This is a genomic window from Polyangium sp. 6x1 (assembly GCF_029946515.1).
Taxonomy (GTDB): domain Bacteria; phylum Myxococcota_A; class Polyangia; order Polyangiales; family Polyangiaceae; genus Polyangium.
Window position 1 is genome coordinate 24074 of the sequence record NZ_JARZHH010000017.1, and the last position, 15257, is coordinate 39330.

Annotated in this window: 14 protein-coding genes and 1 tRNA gene; 12 read left to right on the forward strand and 3 right to left on the reverse strand. The window is 67.0% G+C overall.

Translation table 11 applies throughout. The features are described 5' to 3' along the window. Window positions 1-60 precede the first annotated feature (60 nt). Window positions 61-1464, forward strand: coding sequence for a sigma 54-interacting transcriptional regulator (locus QHF85_RS17865; protein WP_281328413.1), 1404 nt, complete (start codon window positions 61-63; stop codon window positions 1462-1464). 3 nt (window positions 1465-1467) lie between these two features. On the opposite strand, the gene QHF85_RS17870 is transcribed toward QHF85_RS17865, so the two are convergent. Further along, complete coding sequence (locus tag QHF85_RS17870; protein WP_281328414.1) at window positions 1468-2301, reverse strand: LysR substrate-binding domain-containing protein; 834 nt, start codon at window positions 2299-2301, stop codon at window positions 1468-1470. Window positions 2302-2386: 85 nt separating this feature from the next. On the opposite strand from QHF85_RS17870, the gene QHF85_RS17875 reads away from it, so the two are divergent. Together QHF85_RS17875 and QHF85_RS17880 are read left to right on the forward strand one after the other, a co-directional pair. Next, complete coding sequence (locus tag QHF85_RS17875) at window positions 2387-3106, forward strand: TSUP family transporter (protein WP_281328415.1); 720 nt, start codon at window positions 2387-2389, stop codon at window positions 3104-3106. Window positions 3107-3264: 158 nt separating this feature from the next. After that, window positions 3265-3339: transfer RNA gene (locus tag QHF85_RS17880), tRNA-Thr, on the forward strand. A gap of 106 nt (window positions 3340-3445) precedes the next feature. Here QHF85_RS17880 and QHF85_RS17885 read toward each other — a convergent pair. Then, window positions 3446-4633: a site-specific integrase gene (locus QHF85_RS17885; RefSeq protein WP_281328416.1), complete on the reverse strand. Its 1188-nt coding sequence runs from the start codon at window positions 4631-4633 to the stop codon at window positions 3446-3448. Window positions 4634-4700: 67 nt separating this feature from the next. After that, window positions 4701-4928 carry a hypothetical protein gene (locus QHF85_RS17890; protein WP_281328417.1) on the reverse strand — a complete coding sequence of 76 codons (228 nt, stop codon included), beginning with the start codon at window positions 4926-4928 and terminating at the stop codon, window positions 4701-4703. 1643 nt (window positions 4929-6571) lie between these two features. Here QHF85_RS17890 and QHF85_RS17895 point away from each other — a divergent pair. From QHF85_RS17895 to QHF85_RS17935, 9 genes are all read left to right on the forward strand, one after another. Next, window positions 6572-6922, forward strand: a complete 351-nt coding sequence (locus QHF85_RS17895) for a hypothetical protein (protein WP_281328418.1) — start codon at window positions 6572-6574, stop codon at window positions 6920-6922. 447 nt (window positions 6923-7369) lie between these two features. Then, a complete protein-coding gene (locus tag QHF85_RS17900; RefSeq protein ID WP_281328419.1) occupies window positions 7370-8479 on the forward strand; it encodes a hypothetical protein in 1110 nt (369 codons plus the stop codon). Then, window positions 8479-8937, forward strand: a complete 459-nt coding sequence (locus QHF85_RS17905; protein ID WP_281328420.1) for a transglutaminase domain-containing protein — start codon at window positions 8479-8481, stop codon at window positions 8935-8937. Before QHF85_RS17900 ends, QHF85_RS17905 begins: the two co-directional genes overlap by 1 nt. A gap of 19 nt (window positions 8938-8956) precedes the next feature. Continuing rightward, window positions 8957-9679, forward strand: a complete 723-nt coding sequence (locus tag QHF85_RS17910) for a hypothetical protein (protein ID WP_281328421.1) — start codon at window positions 8957-8959, stop codon at window positions 9677-9679. A gap of 31 nt (window positions 9680-9710) precedes the next feature. Continuing rightward, window positions 9711-12146 carry a LysM domain-containing protein gene (locus tag QHF85_RS17915; RefSeq protein WP_281328422.1) on the forward strand — a complete coding sequence of 812 codons (2436 nt, stop codon included), beginning with the start codon at window positions 9711-9713 and terminating at the stop codon, window positions 12144-12146. A 128-nt stretch (window positions 12147-12274) separates the two neighbouring features. Next, window positions 12275-13000, forward strand: a complete 726-nt coding sequence (locus QHF85_RS17920) for a hypothetical protein (RefSeq protein ID WP_281328423.1) — start codon at window positions 12275-12277, stop codon at window positions 12998-13000. 97 nt (window positions 13001-13097) lie between these two features. Continuing rightward, the gene (locus QHF85_RS17925) at window positions 13098-13535 is read left to right on the forward strand and encodes a hypothetical protein (protein ID WP_281328424.1); all 438 of its coding nucleotides are present in this window, start codon (window positions 13098-13100) and stop codon (window positions 13533-13535) included. 33 nt (window positions 13536-13568) lie between these two features. Further along, window positions 13569-14765, forward strand: coding sequence for a hypothetical protein (locus tag QHF85_RS17930; RefSeq protein WP_281328425.1), 1197 nt, complete (start codon window positions 13569-13571; stop codon window positions 14763-14765). A 10-nt stretch (window positions 14766-14775) separates the two neighbouring features. After that, window positions 14776-15180 carry a hypothetical protein gene (locus QHF85_RS17935; protein WP_281328426.1) on the forward strand — a complete coding sequence of 135 codons (405 nt, stop codon included), beginning with the start codon at window positions 14776-14778 and terminating at the stop codon, window positions 15178-15180. Window positions 15181-15257: the final 77 nt, after the last annotated feature.

Genomic DNA, 15257 nt, shown 5'->3' on the forward strand with positions numbered 1-15257 from the left:
CCGCCGCATGACGCATCCCACGACCAAGGGCGCGGGCATGGGCTAGAGTAGGCGCGCGCAATGAACAGGCCCCCGTTCGGAAGTGATCCGTCGCTCCCCGGCGTCCTCGGACGCAACTCGGAGACGACCCCGCAGTTCTCGGACCCCGTCATGATCCCGCGGATCGAGCTCTGCGTGGAGCGCGAGGCGGGCAAGGCGACCGAGCGCATCGTCGTGCTCGAAGGCGAGCTCTTCCGGATCGGGTCGCACGCGAGCAACGACCTCGTGATCACCGACCCGATGGTGTCGCGCTTCCACTGCCGGATCGCGCGCGGCGCCGGCGGCTTCCGGCTCATCGACACGGGCTCGCTGAACGGCTCGCGTATCGGCGGCGTGCGCGTCCGCGACGCGGATCTGCCGCTGCCCGAGTGCCGGATCGAGCTCGGCGAGTCCACGGTGCGCGTGCGCGAGCTCAACGCCACGGCCGCGGCCGACGTGCCTGCCGCGCCGAGCTTCGGCTCGATCTTCGGCGCCTCGCTCGGCATGCGCCGGCTCTTCGAGCTCTTGAAGCGTGTCGCGAAGACGGACGCGAACGTGCTCATCGAGGGCGAGAGCGGCACGGGCAAGGAGCTCATCGCCACGGAGATCGTGCGCCGGAGCCCCCGCGCGAACAAGCCGCTTGTGATCGTCGACTGCGGCGCGATCTCGCCGAACCTCATCGAGAGCGAGCTCTTCGGGCACGTGCGTGGCGCGTTCACGGGGGCCGAGCGCAACCGCATCGGCGCGTTCGAGGCGGCCGACGGGGGCACGGTCTTCCTCGACGAGATCGGTGAGCTGCCGCTCGACATGCAGCCGAAGCTGCTCCGCGCGATCGCCTCGCGGGACATCCGGCGCATGGGCGAGAACCAGTCGCGCAAGGTCGACGTCCGCGTGGTCGCCGCGACGAACCGCAAGCTCGAGCGCGAGGTGAACCTCGGCCGCTTCCGCGAGGATCTCTACTATCGGCTCAGCGTGGTCACGGTGCGCGTCCCGCCCTTGCGCGAGCGCATCGAGGACATTCCTTTGCTCGTGAACTGCTTTCTCTCGGCGCTGGAGGCGACGGACAAGGCCCACCTCTTCACGGCGGAGGTGCTCTCGGAGATGTCGCGGTACGACTGGCCAGGCAACGTGCGCGAGCTGCGCAACCACGTGGAGCGCCGCGTCGTGCTGGAGACCGTGGCCCCGAGCTTCCGCGACGAGGAGGAAGACGCGAGCCCCGCGCCGGAGAGACCCGGACCGAGCGCCGGCGCCGTCGACATCGAGGTGCCGTTCAAGACCGCGAAGGACACGATGATCGACCAGTTCGAGCGCGCCTACCTCGGCGCGTTGCTCGCCTGGGCCGACGGCAACGTGAGCCGCGCGGCCCGCAAAGCGCAGCTCGACCGCATGTACCTGCACCGCTTGCTCCAGCGTCACGGCCTCCGGCGCGCGGGCGCCCTCGAATAACCTTCAGCGCTTCGCCCGCGCGCTTCGGTGCGCGAGCAGGAGGTGCCGGAGCGCCGCGGCGGCGGGCGGCAGGCGATCCTCGCCGCGATGCACGATGTGCATGGGCCGAACGATGGGCGTGGCCGGGTGCGGCACCTCGACGAGCCGGCCGAGGGCGAGGTCGTGCTCGACGGCGAAGCGGCTCACGAGGGCCACGCCGATCCCCGCGCGCACGTTGCCCTTCACGGCCGCGATGCTGCCGAGCTCCATGACGACGTCGGCGTCCGGAAAATGCTGGTCGAGCAGCGCGCGTGTGGTCGATCCCCGCCCGAACGTCACGAAAGGAGCGCCGTCCGCCGGCAGGCCCGGCGCGGCGACGAGGATGAGGTGATCGTCGATCCAGGGCTCTCCGTCCGGATGCGTGACCACGCCGAGATCGATCTCCCCGCGCTCGAGGGCGTCGAGCACCTCGGCGGTCGTCGCTTCCCGCAGGCGAAACCGCACCCCCGGATGTGTCGCGCGGAACGCCGAGAGCGTCGGGGGCAAGAGATACGTACACGCCGTCGCGCCGGCGCCGAGCCGCACCTCACCGGCTTCGAGGCCCTCGACCTCGGCCACGGCCCGCATGGCATCGCCCACGGCGGCGAGGATGTGCAGCGCGCGCGGCAAGAGCACGCGCCCGGCGGCCGTCAGGCTCGTCCCTGCGCGATCTCTATGGAAGAGCCGCGCGCCGAACGCCTCTTCGAGCCGCTGGATGGACGCCGTGAGCGCGGGTTGCGACAGGTGGGCATGCCGCGCGGCCCTCGTGAACGTCCCGTGTTCGGCGATGAGGGCGAAGTGCCGCAGGGCATCAAGCATCAGTTGAAGTTATCACGACCTTCCGAACAATCGATTGGCTTGATGGCGACCGGGCCCCTACGTCTGGTATCGAGGAGGTGGAGCGATGCTGGCGCTTCTCCTGGTTTTCGGGGTTCTGGCGGGTGTGCTGACGACGATGGCGGGTCTCGGCGGGGGCATCCTGCTGCTGCTCGGCCTGTCGCTCGTGTGGGGCCCGGCGGCGGCGCTGGCCTCGACGGCGCCGGCGATGCTCTTCGGCAACCTGCATCGGCTGTGGCTCTTGCGGGACGCGTTCGACCGTCCCACGGCGAAGGCGTTCGCCTGGGGCGCGGTGCCCGGGAGCTTCGTGGGCGGCCTGATGGCGGCGTGGATGCCGGAGGACGTGCTGCGGTGGCTGATGCTCGCGATGACGGCGGCGGCGCTCGGCCGAGCGTTCGGGCTTTACACATGGAAGCCGCGGGCGGCGGCGATGATGCCGGCGGGCCTTGGGATCGGGGCGATCAGCGCGACGGCGGGCGGTGCGGGCCTGCTGGTCGGCCCGCTCTTCATGGCGGCGGGTCTCACGGGCAAGCGATTCGTGGGCACGATCGCCGCTGCCGCGGTGGCGCTGCACGCGGGGCGGGTGGCGGCGTACGGGCTCGGCGGGATGATGACGCAAGAGACGGTGGTGCGGGCGACAGTGCTGACGGTGGCGGTGATGGGCGGCAACGTGGTCGGGTTGTGGCTGCGGGATCGGGTGCTCGATGAGCGGCGAGCGGAGCGGCTGGAGCTCGGTGCCCTGGTGGTGTGCATGGGGCTGAGCATGGTGGGGGTCGGGAAGGGGTGAGCCTGGGGGTGGAACTCTAAAGGAGAGGAGGGAGGTGGAAGCGGGGAGGGGAGGCGGTCAGCGGGGGCGATTCGTGGGGGATTGGAGGGGGGTCGAAAAAAAGACGTTGACAACCGATGCGGAACATGGTTTTTCTGCGCGCCCGTTCGACGGGAAGTGCCGCCTTAGCTCAGTGGTAGAGCAACGGTTTCGTAAACCGTAGGTCTCGAGTTCAAATCTCGAAGGCGGCTCCAGGCGTTTCTTGGGTGATTCCGCGGGGTTACTGACCGCGAGGTTGATCGCCCGTCTCGTTGCCAGAAATGTTGTGGCCTCACTGTGGCCTCAACTGACGATGGCCGCTCAGAGCTGGCCCTCGTCCTGGCCGTCCGTTCGGGACCCCTGCCGAGGCCGACGCACGGGCAGCCGACGGGCTGCCTCTTCCAGGTCCTGCTTCAGGAAGTGGACGTACTTCTGCGTGGTCGCCAGGTGCTTGTGACCTGCCATCCGCTGGACAACGTGGACAGGGATGCCTGCGCGGAGCCAGCTGGTGATCGCGTAGTGTCGGAGACAGTACACCGACCACCCGCTCAGGCCCGCCCGCCGGCAGACGCGCTCGAACGCTTGGTCGATCCCGAACTGACCCCACGGCTTGCCGTGGTCGTTCAGGGCGACGTGCGCCTCCCGCGGTCCCTTCCTCACGATGGGGGCGAGGAGCCGAGCGAGTTCCCTGGAGACCGGGATCTCTCGCTGGCCGGTCTTGGGCGTGTGGATCTCGCCGTGTGACCGACCCTCGCGCACGCTGAGGAAGCCGCCCACCGCCACGCCGTTCTCCCACCGCAGGTGCGCGTCCTTGCAGCGGAGCGCGCGGACCTCGTTGGGGCGAAGCCCAGCGTCCGACATCAGGGCGAAGGTCGGGCGGTGGGTCTCGCGGGCGTCGTCGAGGATCTTCTGGACCTGATCGTCCGAGGGGATCTCGAGGATGCTCTGCCCGATGGGCTTGAGCTTCGGCAGGTTCGCCGGTCGATCCTCCATGTACCCGCGGCTCTTTGCGAACCGGAGGACCGATCGGAGGACGATCTGCGTGTTGTTGCGCGTCGAGCGGGTCAGCTTCCGCCGGGACAGGTCGAGGTCGAGATCCGCAGCGGCCTTCCCATCGACCTTGTCCAGGGGGAGCTCGCCGAACCTCGGGAGCAAGGTGCTCCGGAGGACCGACTCGTAGCCCCTTCGACTCGTGACCTTCAGCTCGGCCACCATGAAGGTCTCGCGGTACTCGGCGACGAGCTCCGCGAAGCTCTTGGTGGCCTTCGCCCCGCCATCCGATCCGGAAGGGGCACCGGCAGCGATACCGCTGGTCGATGCCGCTGGCTCGTGCGGCTCGCCGTACTGCGCAATGTTGAGCAGATACCGCTTCTCCTCCGCGCGGGCCGCGGTCCAGGTCTGGACCTCGGCATCTTTGCGGAAGCGTCCCCGGCTGCCGTCCCGTTTCTTGTACTGGATGTCAATCAACAGACGGGTTTCCCCGTATCGTTCTACTTTGCGGACTGCCATGGTCAGATTCCTTTCCGACCATCCCAGCCACTTTTGCGAGGCTGGGACTGTAGCACCGGCGCCGTCCTCACGGGACCCCCCACGCCTCGGAGAACCGCACCCGCCAGATCCGGCCGAACTTGCGCGCCCGCACGCCGTCGACACTGGCCTCCATGCCGCCGTCGGACGCACGCACGGCGCGTCGCTCCAGCGTCTTGCGCAGCGCGCCGGCATTCATGCCGAGATGCGCCGCGGCACGGTCGAGGGGAACCCACGCCCCGACCCCTGGATGGACTTCTCCCCGCTTTCCCGACATGCCGGTACCTCCTTCCCCTGCCGCCCATGGCCACCTCCCCGACGCGCGCGAGGGCTCCGCGGCGTCACGAATGGACGACCGGCGAGGGGGCTCGAGCTCTCGGCGAGCGACCCCGAACCGGGCGTCCGTGGGGCGGAATCTACGGTATGCGCGAACGATGCTTCAAGGTATTTCGCGAACGATATCGAATATTTGTTGGAATTGTCGCGTTGGATGCAGGATCCGGCACACCACCCCTTGTTTCAAAGGGTATCGATCCAGGAAGGGCCTGAGAAACGATCCATATTTCGCCCCGTCGCTACACGCTTCACGCGTCCACTCCAGGACGAACCGATCACCATCGGTTTTAGCGTCAAATCGCGTGATCGACTTCACGTTGCGGCGCCGGATGCACGGCGCGGGCCACGAGCCATCGGATCCAGCAAACGCCCGCGATATTTGCCTGATGCGAGATTGGCCCCTTCATTCCTAGGGGGCGAGACCCGGCTCTGCCTGGAAATCGAACCACATTTCACCCTGTCGCTCGAGCGTCCCGACCCCGTTCGCGCGCATTTGCGCCGAATCGTTCGTCGCTCCATCACGTTTCGTGGATGATTCTTCACAATAAGCCCTCCGCGAGACCCGTAGGTTACCGCCCGCGATCGTCAAAAACGCCGCGCTTCTGCACGAGTGGCGCCGGGCGCCCCTTTATTTCCAGGGGTCGACCGGCGGGCGAGCCTGAGAAACGATCCATATTTCGCTCAGCCGGGTGGGGTGGTGCACGAATGATCCGGGCTCGCGCGGCTCGGAGGTCCCGACCGGGCTCGCCGACGAGCTCGACGCCCGCCCTGTGAGCGGCTCGTCGACCCCGCCAGGGGCCGATCCTGGGACCCTCGCCAGGCTCACCTCGTGGCTCTTCCAGGCTTCCACCGCAAAATGCCGCCATCGGCGCCGCTCCTCGACGCCTTCACGATGAGGTTCGTTCTGCACGGATCGGGTCCGTCCAATCCGAACGATCAGGGGTGCACCTGGGCACCGTGCACAGACACATCGAGCCAGGGTATCAAATGGCAAACCCAGTGTACGCGCTCGACGAACCGTTGAAAGCCAGTTCCATGCATCCGGAGCGATGCCCCCGCTTGTGACGATGCGCGCTCGCGAGTCCTAACCCCAGGAGTTTATCATTGCGAACCTCGCAGAGTGGCTCGAATCATGCCAAATCGAGTATCTCCTACGCACATACTACTTTAGTAGAATACCGCGCGGCGGTCCGCAACGCCGAACCCTGGAGACGACAATCACCGACAAAAGGAGGATCGTCCGGGCCGTATGGGTAGGTCCTGACGCTACGGAAGGCGTAGCTCGTGACGGCGGAAGCGCGCCAGTCGATCTCCAAACCCGCTAAATCATCGCTCGGAGCCTTGAGAATGGCTCCGTCAGCACCCCTCCTGGGACTGGCAAACTCCGACTCCTGTCTCACCGTGCCCATCGCTCTGTCGGTCCTACGAAACAAGCCGATCGCGCCTCTTCGCGGCACGACGACCTGCGCGAACCGGGCGCAGCAAAACGCATGTTTGTCCGCGGAGCGATTGCAACAAAATGAACGTGCTTAGCAAATACCAATTGACCTCGGATCGCATTCTCCTTCATGATGGCACCGCGCCATGAACAACGCGGAATCCGGTGCGCTCGACCGGACATCAGTCGAGCCGGACCCGGGGGGACATCCGCCATTTCCGCGCGCTGGCACGGAAAACGGTCGTTACGCCCGGAATTACTTCGAGAAAATCCTCGTTCACCGCTTCCTTCCGGACGGTACGAAAGAGGTGTGCCCCAAGATCTGGGCGGGCTCGGAGCTCACGAGCTGGCAGCAGATCCTCGATCTGTATGGCGGTGAGTGCTCCTATCGGCTGATCGCCATGACTGGGTGGGGCCTGTGTCATGCAATGACGGATCGCATCTACTTCCCCGAGCCGCGTTTTAGGCAGCTCTTGGGAGTCCACGGGGAGGCCTGAGCCATGACCGAACCCGAACTTAGCGCCCCTGCCGTCGAACCCGATTTCGGCGGTCATCCGCTATTTCCTCGCCCGGAAACGGAGACCGGCCGCGATCCCCGGAAGTTCGACGTCATTCAGATCATCCGGTTCCTCCCGGACGGGTCGAGGGAAACGTGCCCCCGGACCTTCAAGGGATCGGAGCTTCGCTCCTGGCAGCTGGTCTACGACATGTTCGGCGGCGGCCAGTATCAGGCCGTCGCGCAGTGCGATAAGACGCATCGTTACCAGGCTCGGTCCGAGAGGGTGAACTTGCCCGGCCCATCGAAACCGTTCAACGACGAGGGGAAACAAGTGCCGAAGCAGGACACGAGTCAACCCGTCGCGACGCTGCCGCCCCCGGTTCCGGGCGCGCCCGCGCCATATTACGTAGCGGCACCCGGGCCTGCGCCGAACCAAAGTCCCGACATGATGCTGGAGCTCGTGCGGCTCATGTTCGAGAGCAACGCGAACGCCCAGAAAGAGATCCTGCGCGCGGTCGAGCGGCAGACGACGAATCAGCCGAACCCCATGGAGATGCTTCGCGAATTGCTGCCGCTGCTGCTCCAGGGGAAGGGCTCGAGCACGAGAGACCTCCTCCAGGGCGTGCATCTCGCGAAGGAGCTGCTCCGCTCCGTCGGGCATGCGCCCGCCCCCGCCCGCAGCGGCGGGGACGACCTCTCCGAGCTTGCGGGCATGGTGAAACTGCTCATGAGCGCGAAGTCGGGGGCATCGTCGAATGCCCCTGCGCCCGCACCGGAAGCGCCTGCGCCGCCGCAGTCCATGCCGGGATGGCCCCCGGCAGGATGGGCGCCCCCGGGATGGCCGCCTCCGGGGTGGCCGCCCTACGCGATGGGAGGCCCGCCGTGGCCCTGGTATGGCCCGCCTGGCTATTACCCCGGCATGCCCCCGCAGGGGCCGTATGCCGAGCCGGTGCACCCGCATGCGCCGCCGCCCGCGCCGCCCGTCTCCGCGCCGCCGCGCGCCCCCGTGGCGCCCACGCCGGGCCCCGTGGCCGACGTGGCACCGCCCGCGCCCGTAGCGCCAGCCCCCGTGCCCGTGGCGCCCGTGGCGCCTGCACCTGTGGCGCCTGCGCCTCCTCCCGCGAGCTCCGCCGCGGCGCTTCCGGGCGCCCAGCCCATCGAGGCTCCACCCGTCGCCGTTGCCGTTCAACGCCCTGCGGTCACCTCGACGCCGGTTCGGGCCGCGCATGCATACACGCCCCCGCCGCCGCCTCGGCCCGTGGCGACCACTTACGCCACGCCCGTCGCGTGGACGTCGCCCGAGCCGGAGAACGGCTTCGCGCCGGACGAGGAGCTTGTCATCGTTGAAGATGTCCCGGCGATTGATCACGAGGGAGCCCTGGGCAAGATCCTCGACGCCTTGCAGAAACCTCCACACGCTGGGGCGGCACCGTCTCCGCTCGCGAGTGCGCTCGGCGACGAAGGGTTTCGCAGCCTCGTTTCCTCGCTCTTGCCTGAGGAAGCGAAGCAGGGCTTCTACATGCTGCTCGCGCAGCAAGTCGGGGGAGGTGGGTGATGGTCAAGGTCGCTATCATCGACTTTCCGTCCAATCTCGCCAAGGCACGCTACATGGCCGCCGGAAGCGTGAGCGATCTTCGGCTGCGCGAGGTACAGCGCTGGGCCGCGGTTTTTCAGAAGCTTCCGCTCGAGCAGCGGCCGGCCGCGATCCTCAAGTTCTGCCAGTACGCGATCGACTACGTGCGCGATCCGCGCCGGGAGGTGCTCGAGGATTCGGCCGTGACGCTGATGCGCGGGTATGGCGATTGCGACGCGAAGGCCCGCGTCTTCGTCACGCTCTGCCGGGCCTGCGGGGTCATCGCACGCGAGAAGCCCGTGCGTCCCGCAGAGGATTTTCCGCACATCCTCGCCGAGGTCTACCTCGGCGGACGATGGTGCGCCGTGGATCCGACGATCTTGAATTCATCCATCGACCGCATTCCGCCGGGATGGATGGCGGTGACGAACTACTGGTAGTAATTCCGTAGGGGGACACATGCTGCGCTGTGCAGTCTGTTATCGGCGCCGGTCGCCGATCTCGGGAGGGTTTTGTCTATGCGGTGCCTCGGTCTGGGAGCCCGTGCCGCACGAGGTCCCGCCCGGCATCGTGGTCGAGTCGCTCGACGAGGCGGGGAAACCCCTTCGCCCGACGCACTTTCCGGCGATCCTGTCCAAGGCGCTCGGGGGCGTGGTGCTCGGCTTGAAGGTCCTGGTCGGCGGCGTTCCGGGCTCGGGCAAGTCCACGCTTTGCGCCGAGCTCGCGGCGCAGATCGCCGAGCGCCTCGACGGGCTCGGGTACTGGCTCGACGCCGAGCAAAACCAGCAGCTCGTGCGGGAGTTGTTTCCCAGGACGAACTCGTCCCCGCATCGGATCCGCCTCGTGAGCCGCCACGGCAAGGGCAGCAAGGTCGGATGGCGCGAAGCTCTGAAGGCCGTGCCGCCGGATGCCGCAGTTATCGTCGTCGATTCGCTCCAGCGATGGGGCCGGACCTTCGTGGAACAGACCGCGCTGCTCGAGGCCCTGGCCGTGATGGCTCCGACTGTGCTCGTTGTCTCGCACTTCAACAAGGCCGGCCAGTTCGCAGGTCCGATGGGGAACGAATACGACGTCGACGCAACGGCGATCGTGAAGCCGACGAAGGTCGAAGTGACGAAGTGCCGCTGGAGCCTCTGCCCGCGCACCGTCCAGCGACCGGCAATCTCCGAGGATGTCGCCTGACGGCGACGCGGAACGAAAGAGAGGACCGTATATGCGAGCGATCACGTTGTCGTACGACACCGGTGCGCCCTTCGACGAGCAAGGCAATCCCTTGGGGGAAGCTTCGCCCATCGAGGACACCGGCGATTTCATGCAGATGCTCTCCGGTCTGTTCGGAGGGGGAGGCGGTGGCGGTGGCGCCCCGAACGCGAGCAGTGGCGGTGGCAGCCTCGGCGAAAGCCTCGGGATGCTGGCCGGTGCTGGCCTCGGTAGCCTCATCGGTCCGGCGGGAACGGCCATCGGCGCGAGCATCGGGCGCGCCGGTGGGGGATTGATTGAGGGGGCGGTGAAGACCGCGACCGCGCCGCGGAAGCGCAAGCTCACGAAGCACGAGCGCAAGATACTTGCCGAGGGGCAGGAGAAGACCCGGCGTACCGGAAACCCGGTGTACGCCGATGAAGCAAATTTGCGGGTTCACCGTCCCGCGGACTACCGGCGCAGGCGCGCCGCGGGAACGCTGCCCTCGCAACGCATGGCCGAGGAGCAGCGTCCGCCCACGCAGCCGCCTCCGGCGCAGTCGAAGACGCCACGAATTCGATTCGATTTCTCTGGAGCGGCGCACGAGCCGTCGGAGGAGCAGCGCGTTTTCGCGCCCGAATACTACGAGCGGCCGCACGAGGATCGATATGACGACACCGCAGCGGTGGATACCCGACCGCGACCGCTGCGGCACACATCGATCGCGCCCTTGAGCCCTGCATACATGGAATCGCTGATGCGCGATGTACCCGCCGTGAAGAACATCGACCCGCGCCTTTTGCGGCTCGCCTCCGGTAACGTCAGCGTGGCGAGGGACGTCTCCGGGGTCGACCCGACGACGGGCACGTACCACGCCGTGCCTGGCGAGACGCCGCACGGCATCACCAAGAAGCTCACGGGGCAGGTGGAGCGCGTGCAAGAACTGCTCGCCGCCAATCCGGGTAAAGCCGATTCGTCGCCCGTGTGGAACATCCCGCCCGGGTGGCTCCTCTACGAGCGCGAGACGGGCGCCCTCTCGACGACGCGCAAGTACGTCGTGCAGAGCGGCGACAGCCCTTTCGCCATCGCCAAGAAGCTCGGGGCGAGTGACCGATCGTGGTGGGCCGAGCTCCGCGCTGCGAACCCGCACAAGTCCGTAAAAAACGGAAACTGGACGTCGCTGCACGCCGGCGAGGAGATCGGCATTCCCGACGCGTGGCCGCAGCACGCTCTCGCCGTGCCCGTCAATCCCGCCGCGCCTGCTCCTGCCCCGTCGGGGATTCCCTCGGGCGCGCCGCCGAGCACACCGACGCAGTCGCAGACCCCTTCGGGCCTACCTGGTCCCGGGCAGAATGCGACGCTCGATCCCGGATTGCTCCTCCAGGTGCAATTCATGCTTGCCCGGTGGGCGGCCCGTAACCCTGGGGCTTGCAACCCCGCGGATTTCGGAAGGACGAACTACGACTTTACCGGCACGACGACGCCGCGGACCTCGCTGGCCATTCAATCGTTCCAGCTTTGGTGGAACCGCGAACGGCCGACGCGAATGCTTCGCATGGACGGGAGCCTCGACCAGCCCACACAGGACGCGCTGCGGGAGGTGGAGCAGGTCTACACGACGCCGCCGCTGCTGCCGCAGATTTACGTCCCGGGCTCGACGTCGCAGTATGGCACGCCGCTCCCGTCGAGCCAGCAGCAGCAGCCCGCACCGACCCCGCAACCGACGCCAAACCCCCAGCCGGTGCCCACCTCGACGCTCGAGCAGCCGGTGCCCGGTACCACGATTCCCCCGGGCATGCAGATCCCGCCGGGATGGCCCTATGGCTGGCCGTGGGGTTGGCCGTGGCTGAACAATCAGCAGCAACAGCCGCAGCAGCAACAACCGCAGCCCGTACCGCAGCCGCAGCCCCAGCAGCAACCGGTCCCGCAGCAGACCTCACAGCAGCCGCCCATTCCGCAGCAGCAGCAACCGGTCCCGCAGCAGAGCTCGCAACAGCAGCAACCCGTTCCACAGCAGCAGCAAGTCCCGCAGCAGCAGCCCATGCCTTTCCCATTCCCCCCGTTCGGGCAATGGCCGCAGATTCCAGGGTTCCCGGCGATCGCGGCTCCCCAGATGAACATGCCAGCGCCGTCCCCTGCCCCCAGTGTGATGGGAACGGCCCAGCCTGATTCGTGGCCACTGGATCCGCACATGCCCGAGGATTGGAAGAACACCGCGCGAAATCTGCTTCTGTCGATGGACCCAAACCTGCTGGAGCAGGCAGCCATCATCTATGAACAACGCGGCTGCCCGGTGACCGCGAACTCGCTGCGTATGCGTGCAACCTTGCTCCGGGCAGCGAATCCCGGCCCGGAATACGAATACCCCGTCATCGACACCACTCCCGACACGAGCACCAGCAGTTCGTCGAGCAGCCCGAGCCTGCTGCCCGTGCTCGCGTTGATCGGCGCTGGAATCGCGTTCTCCTGAATGGAAGGGGCCGGCCGGATATGTTCTCGTTTTTGCCCTTCTGGTGGTGGAACTGGTGGCAAGGGCTCCAGCAGCCTACGCCCGTGCCGTCGCCGGCTCCCTCCTCCCCCTCAGGTACCTTCCGCTGGATGCATCGGGAGCGGGATCCGGTGACCATCACCGCGGCTGCTCTCGCGACCGCGAAGAATGGGATCTGGCTCAAGCTCGACGCGCGGACGCTCGCTCGACAGTTTCGAGCATTCGTCTTGCTGTCGCTTCAGACTGCGCCGCTTTCACATACGCCCGTCCCGCTTGGTGAGCTCGGGCCGCATCTATACAGCACGCAGGAACGCAACGCCGCTGGCTCCGCCATCGCTCGGACGCTCGTGCTGCTCGCGCCTCCGAAGATCCGGCCAACCGCGGACGTGATTACGGAGGAGGACGCACCGACGCAGATGGCTTTCGAGACGGGAGCCGCACCGGTTCTGATCGTCCTGTTGGTATCGGCGTGCGCGCTCGCCGCGGCCTATCTCGGGAGTGTCATCGCGGAGGCCGTCTACGGCGTCCGGTTCGACGACGAGATCACGAAGCGGATGCTCTCGACGCAGGCGAAGGCCGTCGAGGTCCTTGCGCTGCACGTGGAGCGCGAGCGGATCGCGGGGCACGAGCTCCCCTTCGACGACAACGAGCGCGCTGTGCTCCTCGAACTTGAACGCATCCAGCGCGAGCTCGCCACGGCGCAGCGGCGCCCGCTGCCTACTCCGTTCGACGGGGCTACCGAATTCGTGCGCGCGGCGACGTCGTCCCTCCTCCCCATGGCTTTAATCGCCCTCGTGGCATTCCTCATCCTCAGTCCATCGAATCGGAGGTCATGAACCCATGGCAGAACGAAAAGAAAACGTGCGTGTGAGCCGCAAGTGGGTAGCGGTTCCTCGCGCACAGATCGTCCGCCGCAAGGGACGGCGACGCCACATGGCGCGCGACGTCGGCAAGGGCGTGCTCTACGTCGCGGGCGCTGGTGCGGTCGTCGCCCTGCTCGCGAACCTCGACGACCTGAAGAACAGCAAGGAGGTCAAGGACAAGTGGTGGCTCTTGCCGCTCGGGATCCTGACGATCGGCTACCTCCTGCGCAAGCGCGGCAATGCATACGCGAATACCGTGCTCGCGGTCGGGGGCGCCATGTTCGCGCTCGCGTACGCTGCGCAGTCGAAGCAGGCGCAGGCCCAACAGCCCGCGCAGCCGAAGCAGGTGGCCCCGAAGCAGAGGGAGGCCGGTGCGCCCTTCACGCTCATCCCGGGGCCGCAGGGATTCGCCTGGGTGCAGATGCCCGACGGCCAGTTCTTGCGCGTGCCGCTCAACCGGACGCAGGTCCCGCCTCGTGTGGCCGAGTCTTTCGCGGCGGCCGGGTGACAACAACGACAAATCGAACGGAGGATTTCGACGATGACGACCAATGGTATGGACCTCGCCAAGCAACAGGTCCTCGACATTCTCTCGCGCACGGACGCAGAGGGCGAGACGGCGGCGCCCATCGACGAGCCGGACTACGACGACACGGCGGGCCCCGACGACGAGGACGACGTCGCGGGCGTCGAACTCGAAGCCGAGGACGGCGACACCGGTGACATCCGGGCGTTGCAACGACGCGGGCGCCACTCGATCACGCTCGAGGAAGCTCGTGCCCTCCAGGCCCGCGCCCGCGTCCGCGGCCAGGCCGCTGGCAAACGTCGCGCCCAGGTGAAGGCGAAGAAGACGGGGCGCGTGCAATTCCCGCCCAACATGGTCCGGCCCGGCAAGGGGGCTAAAGACCTCGTGGAGAAGTGGCACCGCAAGGGCGAGCCGTTCGTCGTGCGCCAGGACGGCCATTTCTACTCCGTGACCGAGATCCGGTGCGTGTGCGAGGGGACGGCGAAGAGAGCTTGGCTCCGGATCCGGGCTGGGAAGTATCTGTTCTTCGAGCGCGCGGTCGGGGACGACATGACGTTCCTCGGCACCGTGCCGGGTCGGATGACGACGAACCTGACGAACCTCCAGCGTCCGTCGAAGAACACCTACAATGAGCAGGACTTCCTGATCCGCTCGATCACCATGCAGGAGGCGGGGCTTCGCGTCCGGTACGATCCCGCGGAGATCAAGGGCATCCCGGAAATCGGGGCAGCGGAGCCGGTGCTGCTCGGCAACGGGTGGTTGTGGGACGACGCGGGGGCGTTCTTGCCTACGGAGATCTTCCACGATTTCTCAGGCGAAAACCTCCTTTACCGCGCTCTGCGGCGCTCGGGGGTATTGTTCTTCGCATGGGACAAACGCGGCGTTGGCGGCAGTGGCACGGCGCGCCAGGTGCTCGTCGACCACCTGCGCAATGTGCCCGACGCGAAGGTGAAGACCCTCGAGCGCACGTCCGGCGGTGCGCCCGTGTTGCCCGTTCCCGATGGCTACATCTTCACGGACAACCCGGAGCACAGCGAATACGGGGCCTTCACGGCGATGATCGAACTTCAGGACGACGTCGTGTTCCCGATCAAGCCGATCGATCTCGGGTCGGGCTCGCCGATGAAGCCGGTCGAGATCGGTCTTTACGTGCAGCTCTCGCTCAACGGCGTGAGTTTCCAGCACGAGAAGCGGTTGCAGGGATCGACGTGAGGAGGACGTGATGGTGAGCGTGACCGAGATAGACAGTGAAAAGGAGCGGAACGTCGTCGAGACGGACCCAGCGCTGGAGCCGTCGAATCATTGCGTGGTCATCATGGAGCAATTGCCCCTGACCTACCACGAACCTGCTCCGACGTGGCGCGTGTCGGTCGCGCTCACCATTCGCGATGCGGGCGTGTTTGGCAAGTTGTCGATACAGGCCGACTTGCCGACCGTGATCATTGGGCCGCTGCTCCTCAAGCGGCAGATCGTGGCGGTCGCGCGGTATCCAGGACGCGTGGCGTCGTGGTCGTTCCGGTTCGAAAGCGATGCCGGGCGGGCCAAGGCGCTCGTCTGGCTGCATCCTGGCGTTTCCCCGACCGATCAGTGCGGCATCCACGTCGTTCAGCACGCGCGTTTCGGATGAACCCTCGTGAGCTTCGTGCTCTGACTCTTCGCTCCTGGCCGGTCCCGGCCAGCCGAATTGCTCTCCCGGAGTTGCAA

What these genes read in the sequence shown, in the direction of transcription:
- QHF85_RS17885 (WP_281328416.1), bottom strand. Translation starts at nt 4,633, where the DNA reads ATGGCAGTCCGCAAAGTAGAACGATACGGGGAAACCCGTCTGTTGATT.
- QHF85_RS17900 (WP_281328419.1), top strand. Translation starts at nt 7,370, where the DNA reads ATGATGCTGGAGCTCGTGCGGCTCATGTTCGAGAGCAACGCGAACGCC.
- QHF85_RS17865 (WP_281328413.1), top strand. Translation starts at nt 61, where the DNA reads ATGAACAGGCCCCCGTTCGGAAGTGATCCGTCGCTCCCCGGCGTCCTC.
- QHF85_RS17915 (WP_281328422.1), top strand. Translation starts at nt 9,711, where the DNA reads ATGCGAGCGATCACGTTGTCGTACGACACCGGTGCGCCCTTCGACGAG.
- QHF85_RS17870 (WP_281328414.1), bottom strand. Translation starts at nt 2,301, where the DNA reads ATGCTTGATGCCCTGCGGCACTTCGCCCTCATCGCCGAACACGGGACG.
- QHF85_RS17895 (WP_281328418.1), top strand. Translation starts at nt 6,572, where the DNA reads ATGAACAACGCGGAATCCGGTGCGCTCGACCGGACATCAGTCGAGCCG.
- QHF85_RS17935 (WP_281328426.1), top strand. Translation starts at nt 14,776, where the DNA reads ATGGTGAGCGTGACCGAGATAGACAGTGAAAAGGAGCGGAACGTCGTC.
- QHF85_RS17925 (WP_281328424.1), top strand. Translation starts at nt 13,098, where the DNA reads ATGGCGCGCGACGTCGGCAAGGGCGTGCTCTACGTCGCGGGCGCTGGT.
- QHF85_RS17890 (WP_281328417.1), bottom strand. Translation starts at nt 4,928, where the DNA reads ATGTCGGGAAAGCGGGGAGAAGTCCATCCAGGGGTCGGGGCGTGGGTT.
- QHF85_RS17875 (WP_281328415.1), top strand. Translation starts at nt 2,387, where the DNA reads ATGCTGGCGCTTCTCCTGGTTTTCGGGGTTCTGGCGGGTGTGCTGACG.
- QHF85_RS17920 (WP_281328423.1), top strand. Translation starts at nt 12,275, where the DNA reads ATGCATCGGGAGCGGGATCCGGTGACCATCACCGCGGCTGCTCTCGCG.
- QHF85_RS17910 (WP_281328421.1), top strand. Translation starts at nt 8,957, where the DNA reads ATGCTGCGCTGTGCAGTCTGTTATCGGCGCCGGTCGCCGATCTCGGGA.
- QHF85_RS17930 (WP_281328425.1), top strand. Translation starts at nt 13,569, where the DNA reads ATGACGACCAATGGTATGGACCTCGCCAAGCAACAGGTCCTCGACATT.
- QHF85_RS17905 (WP_281328420.1), top strand. Translation starts at nt 8,479, where the DNA reads ATGGTCAAGGTCGCTATCATCGACTTTCCGTCCAATCTCGCCAAGGCA.